General features: G+C 74.1%; 22 protein-coding genes. 9 read left to right on the top strand and 13 right to left on the bottom strand.

Features of this window, described 5'->3' with window-relative positions:
* Positions 1-25 precede the first annotated feature (25 nt).
* A complete protein-coding gene (locus BIV28_RS17375) occupies positions 26-577 on the bottom strand; it encodes a DoxX family membrane protein (RefSeq protein WP_083707471.1) in 552 nt (183 codons plus the stop codon).
* Positions 578-790: 213 nt separating this feature from the next.
* The gene (locus BIV28_RS20325) at positions 791-1,216 is read right to left on the bottom strand and encodes an NINE protein (RefSeq protein WP_083707470.1); all 426 of its coding nucleotides are present in this window, start codon (positions 1,214-1,216) and stop codon (positions 791-793) included.
* Between the two features lie 144 nt (positions 1,217-1,360).
* Between BIV28_RS20325 and BIV28_RS17360 the strand changes: the two genes are divergently transcribed.
* The gene (locus tag BIV28_RS17360; protein WP_083707469.1) at positions 1,361-2,326 is read left to right on the top strand and encodes a DUF4097 family beta strand repeat-containing protein; all 966 of its coding nucleotides are present in this window, start codon (positions 1,361-1,363) and stop codon (positions 2,324-2,326) included.
* A 15-nt stretch (positions 2,327-2,341) separates the two neighbouring features.
* On the opposite strand, the gene BIV28_RS17355 is transcribed toward BIV28_RS17360, so the two are convergent.
* On the bottom strand, positions 2,342-2,752 hold the full coding sequence (locus tag BIV28_RS17355) for an antitoxin (protein WP_076263788.1): 411 nt from the start codon (positions 2,750-2,752) through the stop codon (positions 2,342-2,344).
* 276 nt (positions 2,753-3,028) lie between these two features.
* On the opposite strand from BIV28_RS17355, the gene BIV28_RS17350 reads away from it, so the two are divergent.
* Entirely contained in the window at positions 3,029-3,781 is a 753-nt protein-coding gene (locus BIV28_RS17350) for an SDR family NAD(P)-dependent oxidoreductase (protein WP_076263927.1), read from the top strand.
* Here BIV28_RS17350 and BIV28_RS17345 read toward each other — a convergent pair.
* The 3 genes from BIV28_RS17345 to BIV28_RS17335 form a co-directional block, all read right to left on the bottom strand.
* Entirely contained in the window at positions 3,766-4,791 is a 1,026-nt protein-coding gene (locus BIV28_RS17345) for an NAD(P)H-binding protein (protein WP_207556066.1), read from the bottom strand. The two genes, BIV28_RS17350 and BIV28_RS17345, sit on opposite strands and share 16 nt — an antisense overlap.
* 40 nt (positions 4,792-4,831) lie before the next feature.
* On the bottom strand, positions 4,832-5,389 hold the full coding sequence (locus BIV28_RS17340) for an SRPBCC domain-containing protein (protein WP_076263786.1): 558 nt from the start codon (positions 5,387-5,389) through the stop codon (positions 4,832-4,834).
* A 79-nt stretch (positions 5,390-5,468) separates the two neighbouring features.
* Positions 5,469-6,653: a GNAT family N-acetyltransferase gene (locus tag BIV28_RS17335; RefSeq protein ID WP_242653112.1), complete on the bottom strand. Its 1,185-nt coding sequence runs from the start codon at positions 6,651-6,653 to the stop codon at positions 5,469-5,471.
* Between the two features lie 547 nt (positions 6,654-7,200).
* On the opposite strand from BIV28_RS17335, the gene BIV28_RS17330 reads away from it, so the two are divergent.
* Complete coding sequence (locus BIV28_RS17330; protein WP_076263784.1) at positions 7,201-8,883, top strand: hypothetical protein; 1,683 nt, start codon at positions 7,201-7,203, stop codon at positions 8,881-8,883.
* Positions 8,884-8,965: 82 nt separating this feature from the next.
* Here BIV28_RS17330 and BIV28_RS17325 read toward each other — a convergent pair whose 3' ends face one another.
* Complete coding sequence (locus BIV28_RS17325) at positions 8,966-10,282, bottom strand: hypothetical protein (protein WP_207556065.1); 1,317 nt, start codon at positions 10,280-10,282, stop codon at positions 8,966-8,968.
* A 238-nt stretch (positions 10,283-10,520) separates the two neighbouring features.
* On the opposite strand from BIV28_RS17325, the gene BIV28_RS17320 reads away from it, so the two are divergent.
* Complete coding sequence (locus BIV28_RS17320; RefSeq protein ID WP_076263782.1) at positions 10,521-11,327, top strand: inositol monophosphatase family protein; 807 nt, start codon at positions 10,521-10,523, stop codon at positions 11,325-11,327.
* 15 nt (positions 11,328-11,342) lie between these two features.
* Here BIV28_RS17320 and BIV28_RS17315 read toward each other — a convergent pair whose 3' ends face one another.
* Positions 11,343-11,975, bottom strand: a complete 633-nt coding sequence (locus BIV28_RS17315; RefSeq protein WP_076263781.1) for a hemerythrin domain-containing protein — start codon at positions 11,973-11,975, stop codon at positions 11,343-11,345.
* 133 nt (positions 11,976-12,108) lie between these two features.
* On the opposite strand from BIV28_RS17315, the gene BIV28_RS17310 reads away from it, so the two are divergent.
* On the top strand, positions 12,109-13,536 hold the full coding sequence (locus BIV28_RS17310; RefSeq protein WP_076263780.1) for an esterase/lipase family protein: 1,428 nt from the start codon (positions 12,109-12,111) through the stop codon (positions 13,534-13,536).
* Positions 13,537-13,611: 75 nt separating this feature from the next.
* Positions 13,612-14,049, top strand: coding sequence for a VOC family protein (locus BIV28_RS17305; RefSeq protein WP_207556064.1), 438 nt, complete (start codon positions 13,612-13,614; stop codon positions 14,047-14,049).
* Between the two features lie 31 nt (positions 14,050-14,080).
* Here BIV28_RS17305 and BIV28_RS17300 read toward each other — a convergent pair whose 3' ends face one another.
* Entirely contained in the window at positions 14,081-14,950 is an 870-nt protein-coding gene (locus BIV28_RS17300; protein ID WP_083707467.1) for an arylamine N-acetyltransferase family protein, read from the bottom strand.
* A gap of 34 nt (positions 14,951-14,984) precedes the next feature.
* Positions 14,985-16,031 (bottom strand): Y-family DNA polymerase, encoded by a 1,047-nt coding sequence (locus BIV28_RS17295; RefSeq protein WP_076263779.1) that lies wholly within the window; start codon positions 16,029-16,031, stop codon positions 14,985-14,987.
* Between the two features lie 105 nt (positions 16,032-16,136).
* On the opposite strand from BIV28_RS17295, the gene BIV28_RS17290 reads away from it, so the two are divergent.
* The gene (locus tag BIV28_RS17290) at positions 16,137-16,610 is read left to right on the top strand and encodes a hypothetical protein (RefSeq protein WP_207556063.1); all 474 of its coding nucleotides are present in this window, start codon (positions 16,137-16,139) and stop codon (positions 16,608-16,610) included.
* An 18-nt stretch (positions 16,611-16,628) separates the two neighbouring features.
* On the opposite strand, the gene BIV28_RS17285 is transcribed toward BIV28_RS17290, so the two are convergent.
* Positions 16,629-17,627 carry a patatin-like phospholipase family protein gene (locus tag BIV28_RS17285; protein ID WP_076263777.1) on the bottom strand — a complete coding sequence of 333 codons (999 nt, stop codon included), beginning with the start codon at positions 17,625-17,627 and terminating at the stop codon, positions 16,629-16,631.
* Positions 17,628-17,761: 134 nt separating this feature from the next.
* On the opposite strand from BIV28_RS17285, the gene BIV28_RS17280 reads away from it, so the two are divergent.
* A complete protein-coding gene (locus BIV28_RS17280; protein ID WP_242653111.1) occupies positions 17,762-18,610 on the top strand; it encodes a nuclease-related domain-containing protein in 849 nt (282 codons plus the stop codon).
* Between the two features lie 6 nt (positions 18,611-18,616).
* On the opposite strand, the gene BIV28_RS17275 is transcribed toward BIV28_RS17280, so the two are convergent.
* Positions 18,617-19,204 (bottom strand): DinB family protein, encoded by a 588-nt coding sequence (locus tag BIV28_RS17275; protein ID WP_083707466.1) that lies wholly within the window; start codon positions 19,202-19,204, stop codon positions 18,617-18,619.
* Between the two features lie 65 nt (positions 19,205-19,269).
* Positions 19,270-20,049 (bottom strand): SDR family oxidoreductase, encoded by a 780-nt coding sequence (locus BIV28_RS17270; protein ID WP_076263776.1) that lies wholly within the window; start codon positions 20,047-20,049, stop codon positions 19,270-19,272.
* Between the two features lie 145 nt (positions 20,050-20,194).
* Here BIV28_RS17270 and BIV28_RS17265 point away from each other — a divergent pair, with 145 nt between their 5' ends.
* Positions 20,195-20,767 (top strand): VOC family protein, encoded by a 573-nt coding sequence (locus BIV28_RS17265; protein WP_076263775.1) that lies wholly within the window; start codon positions 20,195-20,197, stop codon positions 20,765-20,767.
* The last annotated feature ends 16 nt before the right edge of the window (positions 20,768-20,783 follow it).

The following is a 20,783-nucleotide window of genomic DNA, read 5'->3' as shown; positions in this document are numbered from 1 at the left end:
GTCGGCCGAGCTGTCGGTCGAGCTGTCAGTCCCGCGGCGTGAGGCGCGCGCCGAGGGCGTAGGCGCAGACGACGAGCGCCGAGGCCGCGAGGACGATGTCCTTGAGGACGTACTGGCCCATCAGCGTCGGGCCGTGCGGGAAGAGGTCGGCCGTGAAGAGCGCGAGCGGCGACATGATGCCGATGAGCGCGCCGCCGAGCACGACGATGCCGACGCGGAGGAACTTCCCGCTGACGAGCGTCAGGCCGATGACGGTCTCGGTGACGGCCGTGAGCAGCACGGCGTTGTGGCCCGACACGAGCCCGAGCGTCAGCCGGTCGACCGTGGCCGAGGCGATGGCCTCCGCCGGGCTCAGGCCCGGGAAGAACTTGAGGACGCCGAACCCGAGGAACACCAGGCCCAGGCTGACGCGGAGGATCTGCAGGCTGTACCGGACGAGGAACGCCTGGAGGCGGTCGACGCCGGCGGTGACGATGGTTATGCCGGTGCCCACGACGCCGGTGACGGCGCCGCCGATGCCGGTGGGGGCGGGGCGGTGGCTGCGGCGACCGGGTCGGTCGACGGCGATCTGCGACATGGTGGTGTCTCCTGTGAGGTCGAAGCTGTCGAGACCTCAGAAGGCCGACCACCGCCGCAGATACGGTCCGGCCGTCGTTTGAGTCGCGGTACCCATCCCGTACCGGGGCGTACGGTGTCGATTCGGGCGCTCAGGCGCGAGTGCGGGAATTCGCTTGACACGCAACAGATGTCGGACACCTTGGATGTGGGTGTCCCTGGCCGCCCCTCGCCGTCACCAGTTGACGAGGAGCCGCTCCTGCTTGTCGCGGAACGCGCCGACGATGATGAGGACGAGGTCGACGAGGGCCCAGATGCCGAGGCCACCGAAGGTCACGACCTGCAGCACCCCGGTGCCGACCTTGCCGACGTAGAAGCGGTGCACGCCGAACACCCCGAGGAAGAAGCAGAGCAGCGTCGCCGCGAGCCGCGACCGGTCGCTCACCGGCCGGCCGTCGGCGTCGACCTCGACCCGCTGGATCACCGGCTGCACCGGCTGCACCGGTTGGGCGGCCTGCGGCAGTGCGGGCCCGACCTGGTCGGTCCACGCGTCGCCGTCCCAGTAGCGCGACTGCGGCTTCCCCTCCGGGTCGGGGTACCAGCCGGCGGGGATCTCGCGCGGCGGCTGCGGGGTGGCCCCGGTGTCGGGTGACTGGCTCATGACGACCTCCCTGTGCGTCGACCTCTGAACGTCCTCCCACCCAGCATGGCCGATGTCGCAGCGACCCGACAGGGACTCCCGGCACGCCGCATCTGGGCCAAACGTCATGGCCCGGAGACGGCCTCGGCGCCTACCGTGGGACGGGTGACCTCCGACGAGCCGACGCGCGGATACGGCCAGCACCCGAAACCTCCCGAGGGTCCGCCCGTGCCCGACGACCGGGTCCCCGGCGACGCCCCCGGCGGGGAGGCCTACGGCGATGCGTGGCTGCGCCCGACGCTCGACGCGGGCGACCGCACGCCGCCGGCTCCGCCCGCCCCGTCCGCCCCGCCCGCACCCCGGGGTCCCGGCACCTCGCCGGCGCGGAGGTCCTGGCTGCTCGCCGGTCTCGGCGCGGCCCTGCTGCTCATGGCCGGCGTCGCGGCGGTCTCCGGGGACGCCCTCACGGGCGAGGGCTCGAGCACGACGTCGCTGTCCTTCCAGCGCGTGCCCGCCACGCTGACGATCCGGGGCGGGGCCAACGACATCGAGGTCCGCGGCGGCGGCCCGGCCGGCGCCGTGGGCGTCCAGACCGACGCGCGGTGCCCGGGCGGGGACGCCCCGAAGCCCTCGTGGTCGGGCGACACCCTCGTCGTCGACGCTGACTGCGCCGGCTTCCTCGGCTGGGGCTCGGTCGACCACGTCGTCACCGTGCCCGACGGCACCGCCGTGACCGTCGAGACGGGCTCCGGCGACCTCACCGTCACCGGCGCGCTCGGCGCGACGCGGGCCACGTCCGGCTCCGGAGACGTGGCGGCCCGCGACGTCGCCGGGGTGCTCAGCCTCGAGACCGGGTCGGGCGACGTCGACGGGTCGGGCCTCGGCCGGGCCGACGTCACGGCCAAGACCGGCAGCGGCGACGTCGACCTCGACTTCACCACGGCGGCCGACGACGTGCGCGTGGAGACCGGCTCGGGCGACGCGTCGGTGCGCCTGCCGGCCGGGCCCTACGCCGTCTCCCCGAGCACGGGCTCCGGTGACACCGAGGTCAGCGTCACCAACAGCCAGTCGAGCCCCGACCACGTCACCGTCCGCACCGGCTCCGGCGACATCGAGGTCCGCTACCGCTGACCCGCCGGCCGGGCCTCAGGACGGGGAGCCGGCGGGGGCGTCGTCGTCGAAGGCCGAGAACCGGTCGTCGGGCACCGAGGAGCTTTGAGAGCTCGACGAGCCCGGCGCAGTACCCGGTGTCGCACCGGTCGTCGGAGCGGCCGGCGTCTGCGGGGCGTTCTTCTCGACGAGCTTGTCGATGCCCTTGTCGACGCTGGCGCGCACCTTCGTGACGGTGTCGGTGTGCTTGCCGTTCGTCTTCTCCTCGATGGTGCCCTCGACCTTGTCGAGCGCCCCGTCGACCTTCTCGCGGTTCTCCTTGGCGTAGCTCGCGGCGATCGAGGCCGCCGTCTTGAGCATCTCGGCGACGGCGTCGCCGAAGTCCTTCGCCTTGGCCTGGAGGTGGACCTCCTCGGCCTTGTGCTTCATCTGGTCACCGAACGACACGGTGCCTCCTCGGGTGGTTCTGGTCAGGGACTCCCAGGGCCCGACCCGTCGTCCGGCCCTCTGCAGCCAGCGTCCATCCGCGAGGCCGTCGGGCGCAACCGGGGTCGGCCCCGAGCCGACCCTGATCCGACCCCGACTCCGTGGCCGGCGCTGTCTCGTCGGTCACCAAACGCCCCGATGTGACCGGCAGAACTGCGCCACAAGGGGTCCCGGGCGGACAGTGGAGCTACAGGGTGCGTCCTGCTGCACCCCTCCCAAGGAATCGAAGTGATCACGATGAAGCGACTCGAAGGACGTGTCGCCCTCGTCACCGGCGCGGCCAGCGGCATCGGTCGGGCCACGGCACTGCGCCTCGCCGACGAAGGTGCCGCGGTGCTCGTCACCGACGTCAACGTCGACGACGGCGAGAAGACCGCGCTGCAGATCCGCGACGCCGGTGGTCGCGCCGTGTTCGTCCGGCACGACGTCGCGAGCGAGGCCGACTGGCAGGCCGCGTGCGCCCGGGCGGTCGAGGAGTTCGGCGGCATCGACGTGCTCGTCAACAACGCCGGCATGGGCGACCTCGCCACCATCGAGGAGACGACCCTCGAGGACTGGCAGCGCACCATCGGCATCGACCAGACCGGCGTCTTCCTCGGGATGAGGACCGCGGCGCCGCACCTCAAGGCGTCGGGCCACGGCTCGGTCGTCAACATCAGCTCGATCTTCGGCACGAGCGGCGGCTTCGGGACCTCGCCGGCCTACCATGCCGCCAAGGGCGCCGTGCGGACGCTGACGAAGAACGTCGCGCTGCACTGGGCGGCGGAGGGCGTGCGGGTCAACTCGATCCACCCCGGCTTCATCGACACCCCGATCCTCGACGCGGCGAGGGGGACGCCGTTCGAGCAGGTGATGATCGACCAGACGCCGATGGGGCGGCTCGGCCGACCCGAGGAGATCGCCGCGGGCGTGGCCTACCTCGCCGGCGACGACGCGGCGTTCGTCACCGGTTCCGAGCTCTACATCGACGGCGGCTACATCGCCCGCTGAGCGAGCGAGCGCAGCCAGGTGAGCAGCGGGCGGTGGCGCGACCAGTCGGGGTCGCCGGCCGACGGACGCTGGGGGTCGCCGCCGACCGCGGCCCCGTCCTCCCGCTCCTCGGCGAGCGCACGTGCGATCGCCTCGGCGGGGGTGAGCCGGCCGGTCGGGGCCTCGCCGAGCACCGTCGCGGCGTCGCGCGTCGCGACCATGTCGTGCCCGAGGCTCGGCACGAGCGACTCGACGGTGCGGCTCGGCACGTCGACGAGCGCGCCGGCGAGCCGGGCCACCGTGTCGACGGGCGCGAGCCACACCGGCACCTGCACCCGCACGAGGCGGGCCTGCGCCGCGTAGGTCCGCAGCAGGTCGACGTAGCCGAGCGCCTCGGGCCCGACGAGGTCGAGCCAGCCGGTCACGTCGGGCCGCTCGAGCGCCTCCGCCAGGGCCCACACCGCGTCGGCCGCGCTGACCGGCTGGATGACCGACCCCCGCATCCACGCCGGCACCGCCTGCACGACGGGCAGCCGGTGGGAGGCCTGGCGCATCACCTCGAAGCTCGTCGAGCCGGCCCCGATGACCATCGACGCGCGCAGGGTCAGCACCGACGCGTCGGCCCCGGCGAGCACCTGCTCCACCTCGAGGCGCGACAGGAGGTGCTCGGACAGCTGCTCGAGCGGCAGGTCGGGCACGATGCCCGACAGGTAGACGAGCCGCCGGGCGCCGACGCGGCCGGTGGCGTAGGCGACGTTGTCGGCGGCCCGCCGGTCGCGCTGCAGGAAGTCGGCGTCGTCGAGGCCGTGCACGAGGTGGCACACGGCGTCGACGCCCTCGAGGGCCGCGACGACCTGCGCCTCGTCCTGCACGTCGGCCCGGCGCCACTGCACCGCGTCGGACCACGGGAAGCGCTGCGGCTCGGGCCGCCGGTGCAGGGCGACGACCTCGTGGCCGCGCGCGAGCAGCTCGGGGACGAGCCGCGAGCCGACGTACCCGCTGGCCCCGACGACCGCCACCCGAAGCGCCACCCGCGCCGTCACCCGCCCGTCACCCGCCCCGTCACCCGTCTCAGCGCCGGCGGCGCCCGCCGTCACGGCGGAAGGAGCCGAGCAGGTCGCCCGCCGTGCGCACGAGGTCGAGCGGGCCGGAGTCGTCGTCGGTCGCGCCGGGGGCATCGCCCGCCGCGTCGCCCGCGCGGGCCATGTTGGTCAGGAACCGCTCGATGAGCGGGTCGGACGCGCGCTGCACGAGGCCGCGGCCGACCTCGAGCGGCATCCCGTAGAAGTCGAGCGAGGTGTCGAGCCGGGCCCGGGTGCGCTCGGCCGTGAGCGGGTGCAGCGTGAGGGTGACGCCGATGGTCGCCTTGCCCAGGCCGTGCCGCTCCTGGCCGGTGGCCTCGAGGCGGGCCCGCCGCGCGGACGCGTCGCGCTCGATCATCGAGCCGGTCCCGTCGAACCACACCGACAGCGGCCCGAGCCGGGCGCGGATCTGCCCGACGAACGCGTCGCCGTCGACCTCGGTGACCTCGGCGCCGGGGAAGCTGCGCCCGATCCGGCGCAGGTCCATGAAGTGCTCCCAGACGAGGTCGGCGGGTGCGTCGAGCTCCTGGTCGTGGCGCAGCCTCACGTCGGGCCTCCTTCGCGGGTCGGTGTGCGGGTCGGTGGTGGTCGCTGGACGGACTCACTCCCGCACATACCCGCCGCGGCTACCCCTGCTGCCGGTGGGCGTCCTTCGCGAGCCAGTCGTCGCGGAACAGCTGCCAGTGCAGGCCGTCGCCCCAGGAGCCGTCGGCGAGCACGTCGACGGCGACCTCGCGACCCCACGAGGTGAACCCCGTGGCCCGCAGCACCGCGTTGCTCGCGTCGTTGTCGGCCGCGGTCTCGGCGACGAGCCGGCGCAGCCCGAGGCCACCCTCCTCGCGCGGCCGGAAGGCGTGCGCGGTGGCGAGCCGTGCGGCCGTCTTGGCCACGCCCCGGCCCCGGGCGCTCGGGAACAGCTGGTAGCCGAGCTCGGCGGCGTCGCCGGTCATCGGCCCGACGCGGGAGAACACCGTGACGCCGCCGAGGGCGCGGTCGGTGGTGGCGTCGGCGACGCACCAGTCGACGGCCGTGCCCTCGGCCATCCGCTCCTGGCGCACGAGCAGCCACAGGGGGAAGGTGTCGGTGGAGAGCACTGAGCGGGCCGGCATCCAGTGCGTCGGGTCGGCGTCGCGCGGCTCGATGGCCTCGGCGTCCTCTGGCCGCCACGGCCGCAGCCGCAGGCCGGCTTCGGGCGCCTCGACGACGGTGGGCTCGAACCAGGGCGCGGCCGGCCGGGTGCCGTCGCCGGGGCCGATGCTGGCCGTCCACGTGTCGAGCGCGGGGGACTGGCCCGACGGGTCGGGGTGGCTGTCGGGGAGCGTGCCGTGCGGGGTGAACCCGGTGGCCCACGCGACGCGTCGCGAGCCCCAGTTGCCGCGCACCGCTCGCCAGTGCACGCGGGTCAGCGGCTGCCCCCACCCGCCCTCGGAGAAGGCGTGGGCGAGCACGAGGCGGACCGCCCGCGCCATGACGCCGTGGCCGCGGGCGTCGGGGTGCAGGCCGAAGCCGAGCTCGCCGACGCCGGGGCGCACCATCGGGCGCAGGTCGATGCTGCCGCCGAACCGCGGGCGACCGGCCGGGTCGTTCGGGTCGACCCAGTCGATGGCCCAGGTGCGGGTGCCGTCGGGGGTGAGCCATGCGGCGCGGTTGCCCTCGATCCAGCCGAGGGCGTCGTCGCGGCCGTACGGGCGCGGAACGGTCGTCCACCGCAGGCTGTCCGCGTCGGACGACTGCTCGACGACCGCGTCGGCGTCGGCGTCGGTGTGCACCCGCAGCGTCACGATGCCGTCGGTGAGGCTCGGTGCGGTCACGGAGGTGGGGGCTGGCTGCGGGTGCGCGGGGTTCACGGGGGCAACCCTGCCAGCCGACCACGACACCGAGCCACGGGTTATGGGTCCGGACGCGGGAAGACCGGGAGCCGAACACCGGCTCCCGGTCCAAAAGGCCCGCTTCCCCTCCACTGGCTGCGTTCCGGGGCCTACCGTACCCACAGGGGTAACCGGGCAAACGCGCGTTGCGCAGCAGTTTGCCCGCCGCAACTCGGGGGAGTTGCGAGCGTCCGACCGGGGACGCCGCGTCGGTTGAGGGGACGTTGCGATGCAGGGGTGGACAGGGGTCGGCCGAGTGCGCCCGGCTGCGCCGGACCGTGTGCCGGGCTGCCTGCCGGATCGGGTGCCGTGGGGTCGAGCCCCGGAGCCGCCCCCAGACTGCGGCTCCGCGCCCGTGCCTCCCCCGTTCGCGCCACCCTACGAACTGCTTCGGAATCCGAAGGCCGAGGTTGCGCGGCGGACGTCCTCGTGCAACCACGACCCCGTCGGCGCCCGGTATGTGCCTGCGGACGGGGGTAGGTGACAGGCGATGCAGCTCATCGACGAGATCCAGTGGGTGCTGCGGAACGCGCGGCTCAACGCCCTCGACCCCACCCTGCGCAGCGCCGCGGGCTTCGCGCAGGGCAACGGCGTGGCCACGCCGGTGCATCGGGCCCAGGTCGGACGCTGGGAGCGGGGGCACGTCGTCATGACGCGTCACCTCGTGCGGCGCTACGAGCAGGTGCTCCACCTCGACGAGGGCACGCTCCTGACGGCGGTCGACCGGTTCGGCCGGGCCCGCAACCCGGTCCGGTCGGTGGCCGTGCTGTCGCCCGCCGACGAGCCCGACACCGACCGCACCCTGCTGCTCCTCGAGCGCGCCCTGTCCGAGGACCGCATGACCGGCCTCGAGTGGGACGAGCTGACCGACGCCCTCGGCCGGATCGGGCGGCCGCTCGTGCGCGCGAGCGACTGGGAGGCGCTGCTGCGGCGGCTGCTCGAGGAGACGAGCCTCGGCCTCGGCATCGGGTACGCCCAGCGCTCCGAGGCGCTCGCGCGTCTCGTCGGGCACGCCCGCAGCGGGCCCCTCGTGGCCGCGATGGCGGCGGAGGTGACGGGCCGGCCCGACGCGCAGTTCTACAACGACCCGCTCGGCATGCTCCACCACACCGACCACCCGGAAGCGGTGTCGGTCGTCCTCGACCAGCTGCGCCGGCCGACCAACCCCAGCGTGCTGCGGGCCTGCCTCATCGTGCTGACGACCCTCGTGCAGGGCCGCCGGCTCGACGGCGAGGTGCGGCTGGAGGCCGCCCGGCTCGCCGTGCAGCACCTGCGCGACCCCGACCTGCCCTACCGCGTGCACCGCGGCGCGGCGAACCTCGTGCGGGCCCTCGGCATCAGCGCCCCACGCCTCGCGACGGTGCTGACGGCCGAGGACCGACGCGTGGCCGCCTCGATCATCCGCGACGGCCGGGCCATCAGCGCCGAGGCGTTCCGCACGTCCATGAAGCGCATCCGCGCCGAGCTCGAGGAGGCCGGCGGGCACGAGTCGATCGAGGAGCCGGTGCTCGCCCACCTGCTCGAGACCGCCCTCGGGTCGACCGACGAGGGCGAGCGCGGCACGGCGCTCGGCATCCTCATGGTGTCGCCGCAGGCCGGGGTCGTGGGTCGCGTGCAGGCGCGGGCGCTCGCCGACGCGCTCGGCCAGGGCGACGTCGTCGCCGCCCACGAGAGCCTGACCATCCTGTCGTGGCTCGGGCAGGCCGAGGACCTCGACCTGTTCGAGCGGGTCAGCCTCGGTCCGGACACCCCGACCGACGTCGCGACGACCGCCGGGTACGTCCTCGGCAACGCCATCGAGCCGTCCTCGCCCCGGCGCGACGCCCGTGAGCGCGCCGTGGCGCTGCGCGTCGCGGGCATCGTGGCGACCGGCACGGGCCACGACGCCGGCGACCACGTCCGCAGCCTCGTCTACGCGCTCGGCATGCGGGGCCGAGACGACCTGCTGCGGGCGCTCGCCGACGCCCTGCCCGCCGAGCCCGACCCCGAGCCCGAGCTCGCCACCGGCCTCGCGACCGAGCTCGCCACCGGACCCGACGGTCGGCCCGCGGACCCGACGATCGGCGACCCGGCGGACCGGCCGCGTCCCGGCCCTGACGGCGTGGCCCGCGGCATCCTCGGCTACTGGCTGGGGCTGCCGGACCACCTGCGTCCCGACGGCGAGCCGGCCTGACGCGCCGACGCCCACCCCCGCGCGAGGGCGGGGGTGGGCGTCGGGACGCGCTCGCCGGGGCGAGCAGGGGCGAGCCGGGGCGTCAGCAGCCGGTGGCCGGCTGGCGGAAGCCCGGGAACGGGTTGAGGTCGCCCATGAGGGTGTAGCGACCGCCGGTCCCGCTCTGCGTCGGCTCCGAGCCGGCCGCGTCGGCAGGCAGGCGCAGGAACCACGGGAAGAGCGCCTCGTCCTCGGGGTGGTAGGCGCCGTCGGCGCTCCGGGTACCGTTCGGGTTGGGGCCCTGCCGGAAGGTGTTCGTGCCCTGCGCGAAGCCGATGCCGACGACCGGGTCACCCGTCTCGAGCACCGACGTGCAGCCGTACTGGGGCGCGGTCGGCGTCAGCCACGGCTCGACGCCGTTGTTGACGAACGGGTCGTCGGCCCACTCGGCGATCTCGTGGCTGATGGCGTGGATGTCCTGCAGCGCCCAGTCGGTGCCGCCGTCCGGGCGGGAGTAGAGGCCCGGGCTGACGTAGGAGGCCCACGCGAAGGTCTGCACGGGGGCGTTGCCCTGGGTCTGGCCGCCGCCCTTGCGGTCGCCCGCCGCCTTGGTGCCGTGGTAGCCGATGACGCAGCAGTCGGTGAGCGACTTGCCGCTGTGGAGCATGACGTCGTCGGTGAGGTAGAGCGGCAGGTGCGTCGGGTCGGCGCTGCTCTCGAGGTTGGTGATCTGCGCCGACCACCAGCCGATGTCGACGCTCGCGAAGACGACCCCGCGGCCGCTCGCGAGCAGTCCGCCCTGGTTGCTCGGCACCGTGATGGTCACCGGGGCGAGCACGTTCGGGTGCAGGCGCAGGTGGTACGGGCTCGTGCCGGTCTTGTCGAACTGGGCTCGCATCGTCGCGTCCTGCAGCTGGAGCGGGACCCCGGCGTCCTCCTGCGAGAGGGGGCCTCCGGCGCCGCGGACGAAGGCCGGGGAGCTCGGGAACGCGCCGGCGGCGGTCGCTGCCGTCGTCGAGCCGTAGTCGCCGGTGGCGAACTGCGGCGAGGCCAGCGTCGCGGGCACGACGTCCGAGCCGTCGAACGTCCGGCCGGCGATGACGACCTTGATCGGCGTGATGTCGACCTGGACCGTCACGTCGCAGGCCGCCCCGGCGCACGAGTGCGGGTCGGCGCCGACCATGTTGTAGCCGTACGTCTTCCCGTCGGACGGGTCGGTCGTCGACCCGTGCCAGTGGGCGACCGTGCGCGTGGTCGGCAGCACCGTGGCGCCTCCCATCGTCACCGACTCGGCCTTGAGGGCGTCGTCGCTGATGACCTGCGGCTCGGACGCGGTGGGTGTGCCCGCCGTCGCCGCTCCGGCCGCCACCACGAGTGACGCGGCGGCGACCAGGACTGATGCTGTGGAACGCAGTCTCATGTGTGCTCCATCCATGGGTGTGTTCAGAAGGCCCCCGATGCGCGGAATGTAACCCTCCGGACGATCCCGTGGGTGCTTTCGTTAGGGTGGAACTGGTTGGGGGACAGAGGTTTTCATGAAACTCTCAGATGGTGCACATGCTCTCGGCAGGCGGCGTCCAGCGGGGGTCCAGCCGCCCTCCAGCGGCGCTCCGGCAGGGCTCCGGCAGGGGCGTCGCGCGAGGGGCTAGGTTGCTGACGTGGACACCGACGAGATCCTGACCCTGCTGCGCGACGTGGCCGACGAGGTGGTCAACCCGCGCTTCCGGGCCCTGGCCGAGGGAGAGGTCCACGAGAAGCGGCCCGGCGACCTCGTCACCGACGCCGACCGCGAGGCCGAGGTGCTCATCAGCCGCGCCCTGCTCGACGCCTTCCCCGACGCCGTCGTCCTCGGCGAGGAGACCTTCGCCGCCGACCCGGCCCTCATGGACCGGTACGCCGCGGCGTCGCACGCCTTCACTCTCGACCCCGTCGACGGCACGAAGAACTTCGTCCACGGCTCGCCCGACCACGCCGTCATGGTCAGCGAGACCGTCGACGGCGAGGCGGTCCGGGCCTGGATCTGGCAGCCCCAGCACGGGCTGGGCTACGTCGCCGAGCGCGGCGCCGGCGCGTGGCGCCACGACGCCGACGGCACGACGCGCCTCACCGTGCCCGACGCGTCGGGCACCTCCAGCCCTGACGGGCTGCGCGGCCGCACGTCGCGCCGGGCCTGGATCGGGCGCAGCCTCGATGGCCTGCCGCCGCTCGAGCTGACGTGGGTGTCGTGCGGCATCGACTACCCCAAGCTCGTCGAGGGCGCGGCCGACTACGTCCTCTACGGGCGCGGCGCGCCGTGGGACCACGTGCCCGGCTCGCTCCTGCTCGCCGAGGCCGGCGGCGTCCTCGGGCGCACCGACGGCGAGGCGTACTCGCCGCGCGACACCGCCCCGCCCGGGCTCGTGGCCGCCGGCGCGACGGGCGTCTACGACCGGGTCGTCGCGGCGCTCGCCGCCGACGCCGACTGACGGCGGCCCGCAGCCTCAGCCCTCGGACGCCTCCTTCGAGGCCTTCTTCGAGGCGGCCTTGCGCGCGGGGCCGGTGCGCGTCGCCTTCGTCGCGGACCGGGCCGCGCGCTTCTCGGTGCGCGTGGCCCGCGCGGGCTTCTTCGTGTCGACGTAGCGCTCGGGGTCCTTGTCCCTCGGGGTGATCCCGTCGGCCCAGCGCTGGGCCTCGTAGCGCAGGAACTGCACGGCGATCTCGTGTCGCAGCTCGAGGCTCGCGCGCTGGCGGAAGTCGGCGAGGTCCTGGCGCTCCTCCTCGCCCATGTGGTCGCTGTTGTGCACGTTGGCGTCGACGACGGCGGTCCACCACGCGTCGGACCCGGTGCGGCACCGGCCCACCTTGCGCACCGCCTTGCGGATCTCGTTGTGGTCGTGGACGGCGTCCTCGACCTCCTCGTCGACCGACTCGGCGTCGGCGCCGCCCGTGCCGAGGCGGAGCAGCTCGGGGTAGAAGTAGCGCTCCTCGGCCTCGGCGTGCACCTCGAGGAGCACCTCGAGGCGCTTCCACACAGCGGCAAGTCCCTCGTGGTCGTCGCGGGGCCACTCCTCGAGCATCGCGAACATCCGTCGCTGCTCCTCGTGCTGGTGGGCGATGACCTCGGTGATGTCCACGGATGCTCCTTCGCGGGCTCGGCGTTCGGCAACTGTCGCGTTCATACCCGTTTCGCGTATCAGCGGAGGGCATCGGTGCCACCGTTGGTCGGAAGGGTCACCAGCGGTCAGCGGCAGCGAGGCGGTGGGTCGGATGACGAGCAACGATCTCGTCGTGGTTCTCCCGGGCATCACGGGCAGCACCCTCGGGGTGCGCGGCGCCGACGGGTCGCCGGCCAGCGCGAACCTCATCTGGGCGCCGAGCGCCGGCGCGGTGTGGAAGATGTTCACCGGCGGCGACTCGGTGCTCAAGCACGCCCTGCCGGCCGGCATCGGCGACGACCACCCGGGCGACGGCGTCGAAGCGGTGGCGCTCATGCCGGACGTCCACGTCATCCCCGGCATCTGGACGCCGATCCGCGGCTACGACGTGCTCGTCGACGCCCTCGAGAAGCTCGGCTACCGGCGTGACGACGGGGCGCAGCCGGCGACCCTCATCCCGTTCGCCTACGACTGGCGCCTGTCCAACCGCTACAACGGCCAGCGGCTCGGCACCGTCGTCGAGCCCGCGCTCGAGCGGTTGCGCGCCCGGGGCGGCGAGTGGGCCGACGCGAAGGTCGTCTTCGTCTGCCACTCGATGGGCGGCCTCGTGGCGCGGTGGTACATCGAGAAGTGCGGCGGCGCCGAGGTGACCCGCAAGCTCGTGACGCTCGGGACGCCCTGGCGCGGGGCCACCGACGCCCTCGAGCAGCTCGTCAACGGCGTCAAGAAGGGCATCGGGCCGCTGTCGGTCGACCTGACGCAGTTCGCGCGGAGCATGCCCTCGCTGCACCAGCTGCTGCCGGAGTACGCGTGCATCGGCGGCGCCGGTGGGGCGGACGGGTGGGCCAAGACGACCGAGGTGCAGGTGCCGAACGTCGACACCGCGATGCTCGCCGACGCCATGGCCTTCCACACCGACCTGCAGGCGGCCGAGGCAGCCCGGCCGGGCAGCCGCGACACGACGCACCTCGTTCTCGGGGTGCGCCAGCCGACGCAGACCACCGTGACCTTCCAGGACGGGCGCGCCGTGACCTCGCAGACCTTCGGCGCCGACGACGACTACGGCGACGGCACGGTCACCCTGACCGGGGCGGTCGGGCTCGGCGAAAGCCTCGACACCAACCTCGCGGTGCGCGTCCCCGAGCAGCACACCAACCTCCAGTGCAACCCGTTCGTCCTCGACCAGGTGCAGGAGATCCTCACCGCCAAGCCGGTGCGCCGGCGCGACCTGGCCACCACCAGCGTCCGCGCCGTCGTGCCCGACCTCGTCACCGAGGGGCACCAGCTGCGCGTCGCCTTCGACCTCGAGGCCGACGACCCCGACGCCGGGTCGCCCGACCAGCCCGTCGTCGTCACCGTGAGCAGCGAGACGGGCACGGTGCTCGCGACGATGGAGAAGACCACGCGGGACGGGCACGGGTCGGTGCGGTTCGCCGACCTGCCGCCGGGCACGCACACCGTGACGATCGCCGGCTCGGGTCCGGTCTCGACCGTGCGGCCGGTGACCTCGACGACGCTCGTCTGGCCGACCGACACCTGACGCGTCGCCGGACCCGTCGGGGTGGTCGCCGGAAACCCGCTGGCGCCTGTCGGTGGCGGGTGCTGGGCTGGGTCGATGACCGACACCACCGCAGCAGACTCCACCGGAGTGGGCCTGCCCGCCGACCAGCGCATCGGCTGGGACTGCGTCGCCCTCGACTGCGCCGACGCCGCCGGTGTGGCCCAGTTCTACGCCGACCTCCTCGGCGGCCGCGTCGACGCCGATCCCGACGGCGACTGGTTCAACGTGCTCTGGGACGGCCCGCGCATCGCCACGCAGGTCGCGCCGAACCAGACTTCGCCCGACTGGCCGCGCGGCCAGCAGCAGGCGCACCTCGACTTCGTCGTCGTCGACATCGTGGCCGCCCACGAGCGCGTGCTGGCGCTCGGCGGCACCGCCCTCGACCCCGTCGAGCCGCCGGCGCCCTCGCCGGAGCGCGGCTTCCGCGTCTACGCCGACCCGGCGGGCCACCCGTTCTGCCTGTGCCGGCCCACCCGGGACGCCTGGGGCTGAGGCGCGTCGGCCGCCTGACGCGTCCGGCGGCTCACGGGTCGGGGAGCGTGATCCCGAAGTGCTCCTCGAGCACGGCGGCCAGGTCCGAGGCGTCGACCGTGCGCTCGTCGCGGCTGCCGTGCGTCGTCGTGATGAGACGGTCGCCGCTCAGCGTGACGCGTCCGGTGGCGGTGAGCCGCGAGGCCAGCCGCTGCCGGGTGAAGTGGCTCTCGGGCGAGGTCTGCTGCCAGGCGTTGCGGGGCGCGAAGTCCTCGAGCGGGTGCGGCCGGGTGGTGAACGTGTACCGCGGCACCCAGTCCTCGGTGCGCGAGCCGGCCGAGCGCTCGCGGTAGGTCCACGTGACGCTGTCACCGTCCCTATTCCCGTCCCGGTCACCGTCGCGCACCAGGCCGACGTCGGTGCCGCGCTCGCGGCGCACGAACCCGTCGCGCAGCGGCAGCGGCTCGATGAAGCCCGCGCCGAACCCGACGTCGGCCAGCACCCGCTCGTCCATGGCGTCGCTGTCGACGACGAGCGCGAGGTGGTCGAACTCCGGCGTGAAACCGCCGCCGCTCGTGGCCACCGGCGCCGACACGAGGTCGACGCGGTAGCCGACGCTGCGCAGCAGCGCCGCGAACAGCCCGTTGAGCTCGTAGCAGTACCCGCCGCGGTGGTGCCGAACGACCTTGTCGACGAACGCGTCGAGGTCGAGGCGGATCGGGCGGCCGAGCGCGATGTCGAGGTTCTCGAAAGGCACGGCGAGCAGGTGCGCCCGGTGCAGGCTCGACAGGGCGGCGAGCGTCGGCGCCGCCGGCAGGGCCGCCCCGATGCGTCGGGCGTAGGCGCCGACGTCGGCAGCGGTCAGGGTGCCGGTGCTCGCGTCGGTGCGCGAGTCGGCGCGCGCGTCGGTGCTTGGGTCCATGGGAGTCATCGTGCGACCTCGAGTGCCCCTGAGGTCAAGGGGTCGGTGCGGGAGGCGCGGTGGGTGCAACCGGCAGCGGCAGCGTCAGGCCGACCATCGTGACGCCGCGGCCGTCCCACTCGAACCCGGTGCGGTCGAGGAGGTCGTGGGACAGGGCCGTCAGGGCGCCGAGGTCGAGCGTCGGCACCGACAGCGCTCCGCGCTGGAGCACCTGGACGCCGTCGTCGTAGCGCACGACGACCTCCACCCGTGCCGGCAGCCGGGGCGGGTCGTCGAGCCCGGTGACGCGCTGGACCGCCCGGCCGATGCACTCGTCGAGGACGGCGGCGACCTTCGAGCGGGTGCGGGTGGCGGGCAGCGAGCGCGTCGCGCTGACGGACCGGCGCGGGCCGGGCAGGCGGACCGTGGCGTCGTCGGTGCCGGCGGCGATCGAGAGGAGCCGCCGGGCCATCGCCGTGGAGACGACGCCCTTGAGCCGCTCCTCGTCCCAGCCGTAGAGGTCGGACACGACGAAAAGGCCTGCGGCGTGGAGCTTCTCGTAGGTCGTCGGTCCGACACCCCAGAGGTCGTCGAGGTGCAGCCGCGGCCGCACCCGAGCCTCGGTGTCGGGGTCGACGACGACGAGGCCGTCGGGCTTGGCGCGCCGGCTCGCGAGCTTGGCCATGAGCTTGGTGCGCCCGACGCCGACGCTGACCGGCAGGCCTACCTCGGCGCGGGCCGTGCGCCGCAGGGCGGCCGCCATGCCGGCCGGGTCGCCGCGGTCGCGGTCGGTGACGTCGAGGAACGCCTCCTCGATCGAGCCCGGCTCGACGAGCGGGGTGTAGCGGTGGAACACCTCGAAGAGCGCCCGCGAGGCCTCCTCGTACGCCTCGCCCCGGTAGCCGACGACGAGAACCTCGGGCCAGCGCCGGGTCACCATCCGGGTCGCCATGCCGGCGTGGATGCCGAGGGCCCGCGCCTCGTAGGACGGGCACGCGACGACCTCGTGGGCCACGACCATCGGGCGACCGCGCAGCCGCGGGTCGTCGCGCTGCTCGACCGAGGCGAAGAACGCGTCGGCGTCGGCGTGCAGGAGGACCACGTCCCCACTCAACACGCCTGCGCCGACAGCACGCCGCAGAGGCCTCGGCCGAAAGCCGGGTGCCCGCGGGGGATCGGGGCCACACTGGGGCAGGGGGTGAGGGCCGTGCGAGTTCTCGTGGGTGCAGTGGCGGCAGCGGCGCTGGCGCTCGGTGGTGCGGTGGCCGGGTGCGGCGCGGTCGACGACCTCGTGCGCGCGGCGGGCCAGCACGCCGACGACCTCGCCGGCCTCGCCCGCAGCAGGTGGGTGCCGGAGGTTCCCGCTGTCGTGACCGTCACCTCGGAACAGGTTCGGGCCGAGGCCGACTCGTTCCTCAGCCGACTCTCCTCGGTGCCCACGGAGGACCGGGCCGAGGTGGTCCAGGCCGGCTGCCACATCTGGACGGCCTACGACGTCGAGCAGGACCCGGACAAGATCTGGGGCGTGATCCGCGACCAGTTCCCCAACGCCTACTCCTACCGGGAGCAGGTCGCCGACCTCGTGAGCGACTTCCGGTCCGCCGACACGACCGGTGGCCAGGCGGTCGTCCTCGGCCGGGCGGCCGTCTGCTTCGCGGCCGACGAGGCGGCACCCGGGTGACGGACCGGCCGGCGGTCGTCAGAGGCCGGCGTGGTCGAGGGCCTCGGTCGTCAGCTGGCGGCCCAGCTCGATCATCTCGGCCGCGCGGTGGAAGTCGAGGGTGCGCACGGCGTTCGACGGGACGGTGACGAGGACGTCGGGCGGGTTGCTCGCCATCCGGTAGCGCGAGATGAGGGCGCTCATCGTGTCGAAGCTCATGTTGAGCAGGTCGACGGTGCCGATGTCGGCGCGTCCGGTGACGAGGGCCTCCGTCGGCGTCTGCGGCACGACGTCGGCCGCCTCCGGCGGGATCGTCAGCTCGGCGTCGACGTCGCGACCGTGCGAGAACCGGCCCGTGATAGCCCGCACCCGCTCGGAGTCGAGGACCTCGGCGGCGCTGCGACGCAGCCGTGAGGTCCACTCCTCGTGCGGGCGCTGCTCGGAGGACTCCTTGACCGGCGTCGCCGTGCCGGTCGAGGACCGCATGCCCGCCAGCGACACGGCGATGGTGACGTCGGCGGGCGCGGCCGCGGTGGGCTCGATGGGGATCGGGTTGATGAGGCCGCCGTCGACGAGGACCCGGCCGTTGATGACGGCCGGGGTGATGACGCCGGGGATGGCGATCGAGGCGCGGATGGCGTGCTCGACCGGGCCGCGCTGGAACCACACCTCGCGGCGCGCGTTGATGTCGGTGGCGACCGCGGTGAACGGGATCGGCAGGCTCTCGATCGTCGCGCCGTCGAGGATCTCCCCGACCCGGGCGATGATCCGCTCGGCGCGGATGGCGCCCCCGGAGGCCGTGAGGTTGAGGTCGAGCAGGCGCCAGACCTCGCGCTGGGTGAGGCTGCGCGCCCACTCGGTGTAGGTCTCGAGGCGTCCGGCCGCGGCGACGCCCCCGACGAGCGCCCCCATCGACGTGCCGGCGATCGCGACGACCTCGATGCCCCGCTCGGCGATCACCTCCAGCGCCCCGATGTGGGCGTAGCCGCGGGCTCCGCCCGACCCGAGCACGACCGCTGCACGCGTCCCCTCTGCCACGCGTCCGACGATACGACCCGTGCCGCGCGCAGCGCGCCCGCCGGGGCACGCCCCACGGCGAGCGCTTCGTCACACCCCGGCGAGATTCCCCGAACCGTCCACGCGGCGCCGGAGCGCGACATAGCCTCCGTCGGGTGACGGGGGAGGCGTCGCTCGGCGACGGGGAGAAGCGGATGCGGCTGCGCTACGCCGGGACGTGCGTGCTCTGCGGTGTGGCACTGGACCGTGGTGCCGCGGCCGTGTACTCCCGGATCACCCGCACGGTGCGCTGCCTCGGCTGCCACGTCGCGGTGCAGGCCGACGCGCAGGAGCCACTCCGCGAGCTGCCGGTCGTCGACGGGGCGGCCGGGGCGTCGGCCCGCCGCGAGTTCGACCGCCGCCACGCGGCTCGGGAGCAGCGCGTCCGGGCCCGAGCCCCGCGCATCGGCGGCCTGCTCCTCGCCCTCTTCGAGGACCCGCAGAGCACGAGGGCCTGGGACTCCGGAGCCCGCGGCGAGGAGCACGTCGGTGCGGCGCTCGACGCGGCGTCCGGGCCGAGCTTCCGCGTCCTGCACGACCGACGGGTCCCGGGCTCGCGGGCCAACATCGACCACGTCGTCGTCTGCGCATCGGGCGGCATGGTCATCGACGCGAAGCGCTACAAGGGGCGACCCCGGCACGTCGTCGAGGGCGGCTTCCTGCGCCCGCGCGTCGACAGGCTGCTCGTCGGCACGCGCGACTGCACGCGCCTCGTCACCGCCGCCCGCGGCCAGGTCGAGGTGGTCAGGGCGGCGCTCGGTCCCGACGCCGACGTCGACGTCACGGCGGCGCTGTGCTTCGTCGACGCGGACTGGCCGCTCTTCGGCGGGTCGTTCGTCATCGACGGGGTGGCCGTGACGTGGTCGCGACGCCTCGTCTCCCTGCTCGGCAGGCCCGGTCCGCTCGACGCCGACGCGATCGCCGACCTGCACCGGCGGCTGGCGACGGCGCTCGCGCCCGCCTGAGACCGCCTACCGGCCGGGGTCCTCACCGGTCAGGCCGTCGACGTTCTCGCGGAGCAGGTCGATGTGGCCGAGGTGGCGCGCGTACTCCTCGACCATGTCGACGACGATCCGACGCGTGTCCGGAGCCCGGCCGTCACGCCCCGTGACGGCGGCCGGGTAGTCCAGACCGCCGTCGGCGAGGGCCTCTGCGAGCCACCGGCGCGACGACTCGCACGAGGCCTCCCACAGCGCGAGAAGCTCGTCGGGGGAGTCGTCGGCGGCGGTGCGGAACTCCCACTCGGGGTCGGCGTCGAAGTCGACCGACGCCCACGGCTCGCTCGCCGGCCGGCCGAGCAGCCGGACGCCGAACCAGTGGTCCTCGACGAGCGCCAGGTGCTTGAGCAGGCCGCCGAGCGTCAGGGCCGACGGGCCGAGACGCTTGCGCATGCCGTCCGCGTCGACGCCGCTGCACTTCCAGCGCACGTAGCCGCGGACCCGCTCGAGCTCGCCGAGCAGCATCTCGACCTCGGGGCCGGCGACCGGCGGGTGCGCGGGTGGCGGGAGGAAGGCGCTCGGGTCGGTCGAGGGGGCTGCGTCAGCAGGCGCGTCGGTCATGAGAAGGAGGCTAGGACCGGTTGCGGACGATCTGCAGCCGCAACGTCCGTGGCCTTCACCGGGGCTCAGCCGGCGTTGAAACCGCCGTTGCTGTGGAGCAGCTGCCCGGTGACCCAGCCACCTTGGGGCGACAGGAGGAAGCGCACGAGGTCGGCGGTGTCGGAGGGCCGCCCGAGGCGACCGGCGGGGGTCTGGCCCACGCCGAGGCCGCGGATCTCCTCGGTCATCCAGCCGGTGTCGATCGGACCGGGGTTGAGGACGTTGGCGCGGAGCCCGCGGCGGCCGAGCTCGACCGCGGCGGCGATGACGACGCGGTCGAGCGCGCCCTTGCTCGCCCCGTACGGCAGGTTGTTCGCCGTGTGGTCGCTCGTCAGGGCCACGACGCTCGTGACCGGCTCGTCGGGGTCGGCCTGCTCGGGCAGGCGGTCGGCGACCGCGCGAAGCAGGAGCCAGGCGGCTCGGGTGTTGACGGCGAAGTGCCGCTCCCAGGACTCGAGGGTCGTCGTCGTGACCGAGCTGTCGACCGACTCGCAGTGCGACATGACGACGCCGCGCAGCGGACCTCCGAACACCGAGACCGCCTGTGCCACCAGCGCTTCGGGAACCTCGGGGTCCGACAGGTCGGACTCGACGAGCTCGACGCGGACCCCGAGGTCACGGCACTCCTGCGCGATGTTCGCGGGGTCGTCGGCGCCCTGCTCGTAGCCGAGGCGGTCGTCGTACGGGCGCCAGTGGTGCAGCACGAGGTCGTGGCCGTCCGCTGCGAGGCCGAGGGCGATGCCGGTGCCGATCGACCGGCGTCGGCCGACCCCGGTGACGAGGACGGTTCCGGGTGGCCGGGTCATGGGTGCTCCTTCGTTCGCGGACGACGACGGCGGCCACGCAACCAGATGCCGCACCGGAGGCACAACCGGTTTGAGATCACCTCCGGGCGTCGGGTGTCGCGAATGTTCAAGCCCCTCAGTGCATCCGCGCCCTAGCGTCGAGGCCATGACGGACACCGCGCGCGAGACCAACAGCACCGGCACGACCCCTCCCGGCAGCCGCGCCGCCACCGGGGCCCACACGACGAACGGCGTCCCGCACGGGTCGACGAGCCTGACCCCGTTCATCGCCGTGCCGCGGGCCGCGGAGGCGATCCGGTTCTACGCCGACGTCTTCGGCGCCCGCGTCGTCGACGTCACCGAGATGGGCGGCACGGTGGTCCACGCCGAGCTCGACCTCGGCGACGGGCACCTCCAGCTCGGCGAGCCGGTGCCGGACTACCACCTCGTCGCGCCGCCCCAGGGTGAGGACGACTGCTACTCCCTCGGCCTCTACTGCCCCGACGTCGACGCCGTGGTTGCGCGGGCGCTCGCGGCCGGGGCGACGCTGCGCGAGCCGGCCACCGACTTCGTCTCGGGCGACCGGTACGCGAGCCTGCGCGACCCGTTCGGGGTGCGGTGGAGCGTCCTGACGCGCGTCGAGGACCTCTCCGAGCAGGAGAGCGCCCGACGCGTCGCGGCATGGGCGGCCGAGCAGACCGAGCAGTCCAGGCAGTCCGAGCAACCCGAGCAGGACTGAGAGCCCTATGTCAAGC

It is taken from the genome of Intrasporangium flavum, from assembly GCF_001956915.1.
GTDB lineage: Bacteria > Actinomycetota > Actinomycetes > Actinomycetales > Dermatophilaceae > Monashia > Monashia flava.
Note: the sequence above shows the minus strand (reverse complement) of the source record. Positions and strands in the feature narration are given on the sequence as shown.

Coding starts and splice junctions, on each gene's coding strand:
- BIV28_RS17375 (WP_083707471.1), bottom strand. CDS start 577: ATGTCGCAGATCGCCGTCGACCGACCCGGTCGCCGCAGCCACCGCCCC.
- BIV28_RS20325 (WP_083707470.1), bottom strand. CDS start 1,216: ATGAGCCAGTCACCCGACACCGGGGCCACCCCGCAGCCGCCGCGCGAG.
- BIV28_RS17350 (WP_076263927.1), top strand. CDS start 3,029: ATGAAGCGACTCGAAGGACGTGTCGCCCTCGTCACCGGCGCGGCCAGC.
- BIV28_RS17330 (WP_076263784.1), top strand. CDS start 7,201: ATGCAGCTCATCGACGAGATCCAGTGGGTGCTGCGGAACGCGCGGCTC.
- BIV28_RS17325 (WP_207556065.1), bottom strand. CDS start 10,282: ATGAGACTGCGTTCCACAGCATCAGTCCTGGTCGCCGCCGCGTCACTC.
- BIV28_RS17310 (WP_076263780.1), top strand. CDS start 12,109: ATGACGAGCAACGATCTCGTCGTGGTTCTCCCGGGCATCACGGGCAGC.
- BIV28_RS17305 (WP_207556064.1), top strand. CDS start 13,612: ATGACCGACACCACCGCAGCAGACTCCACCGGAGTGGGCCTGCCCGCC.
- BIV28_RS17300 (WP_083707467.1), bottom strand. CDS start 14,950: ATGGACCCAAGCACCGACGCGCGCGCCGACTCGCGCACCGACGCGAGC.
- BIV28_RS17275 (WP_083707466.1), bottom strand. CDS start 19,204: ATGACCGACGCGCCTGCTGACGCAGCCCCCTCGACCGACCCGAGCGCC.
- BIV28_RS17270 (WP_076263776.1), bottom strand. CDS start 20,049: ATGACCCGGCCACCCGGAACCGTCCTCGTCACCGGGGTCGGCCGACGC.
- BIV28_RS17265 (WP_076263775.1), top strand. CDS start 20,195: ATGACGGACACCGCGCGCGAGACCAACAGCACCGGCACGACCCCTCCC.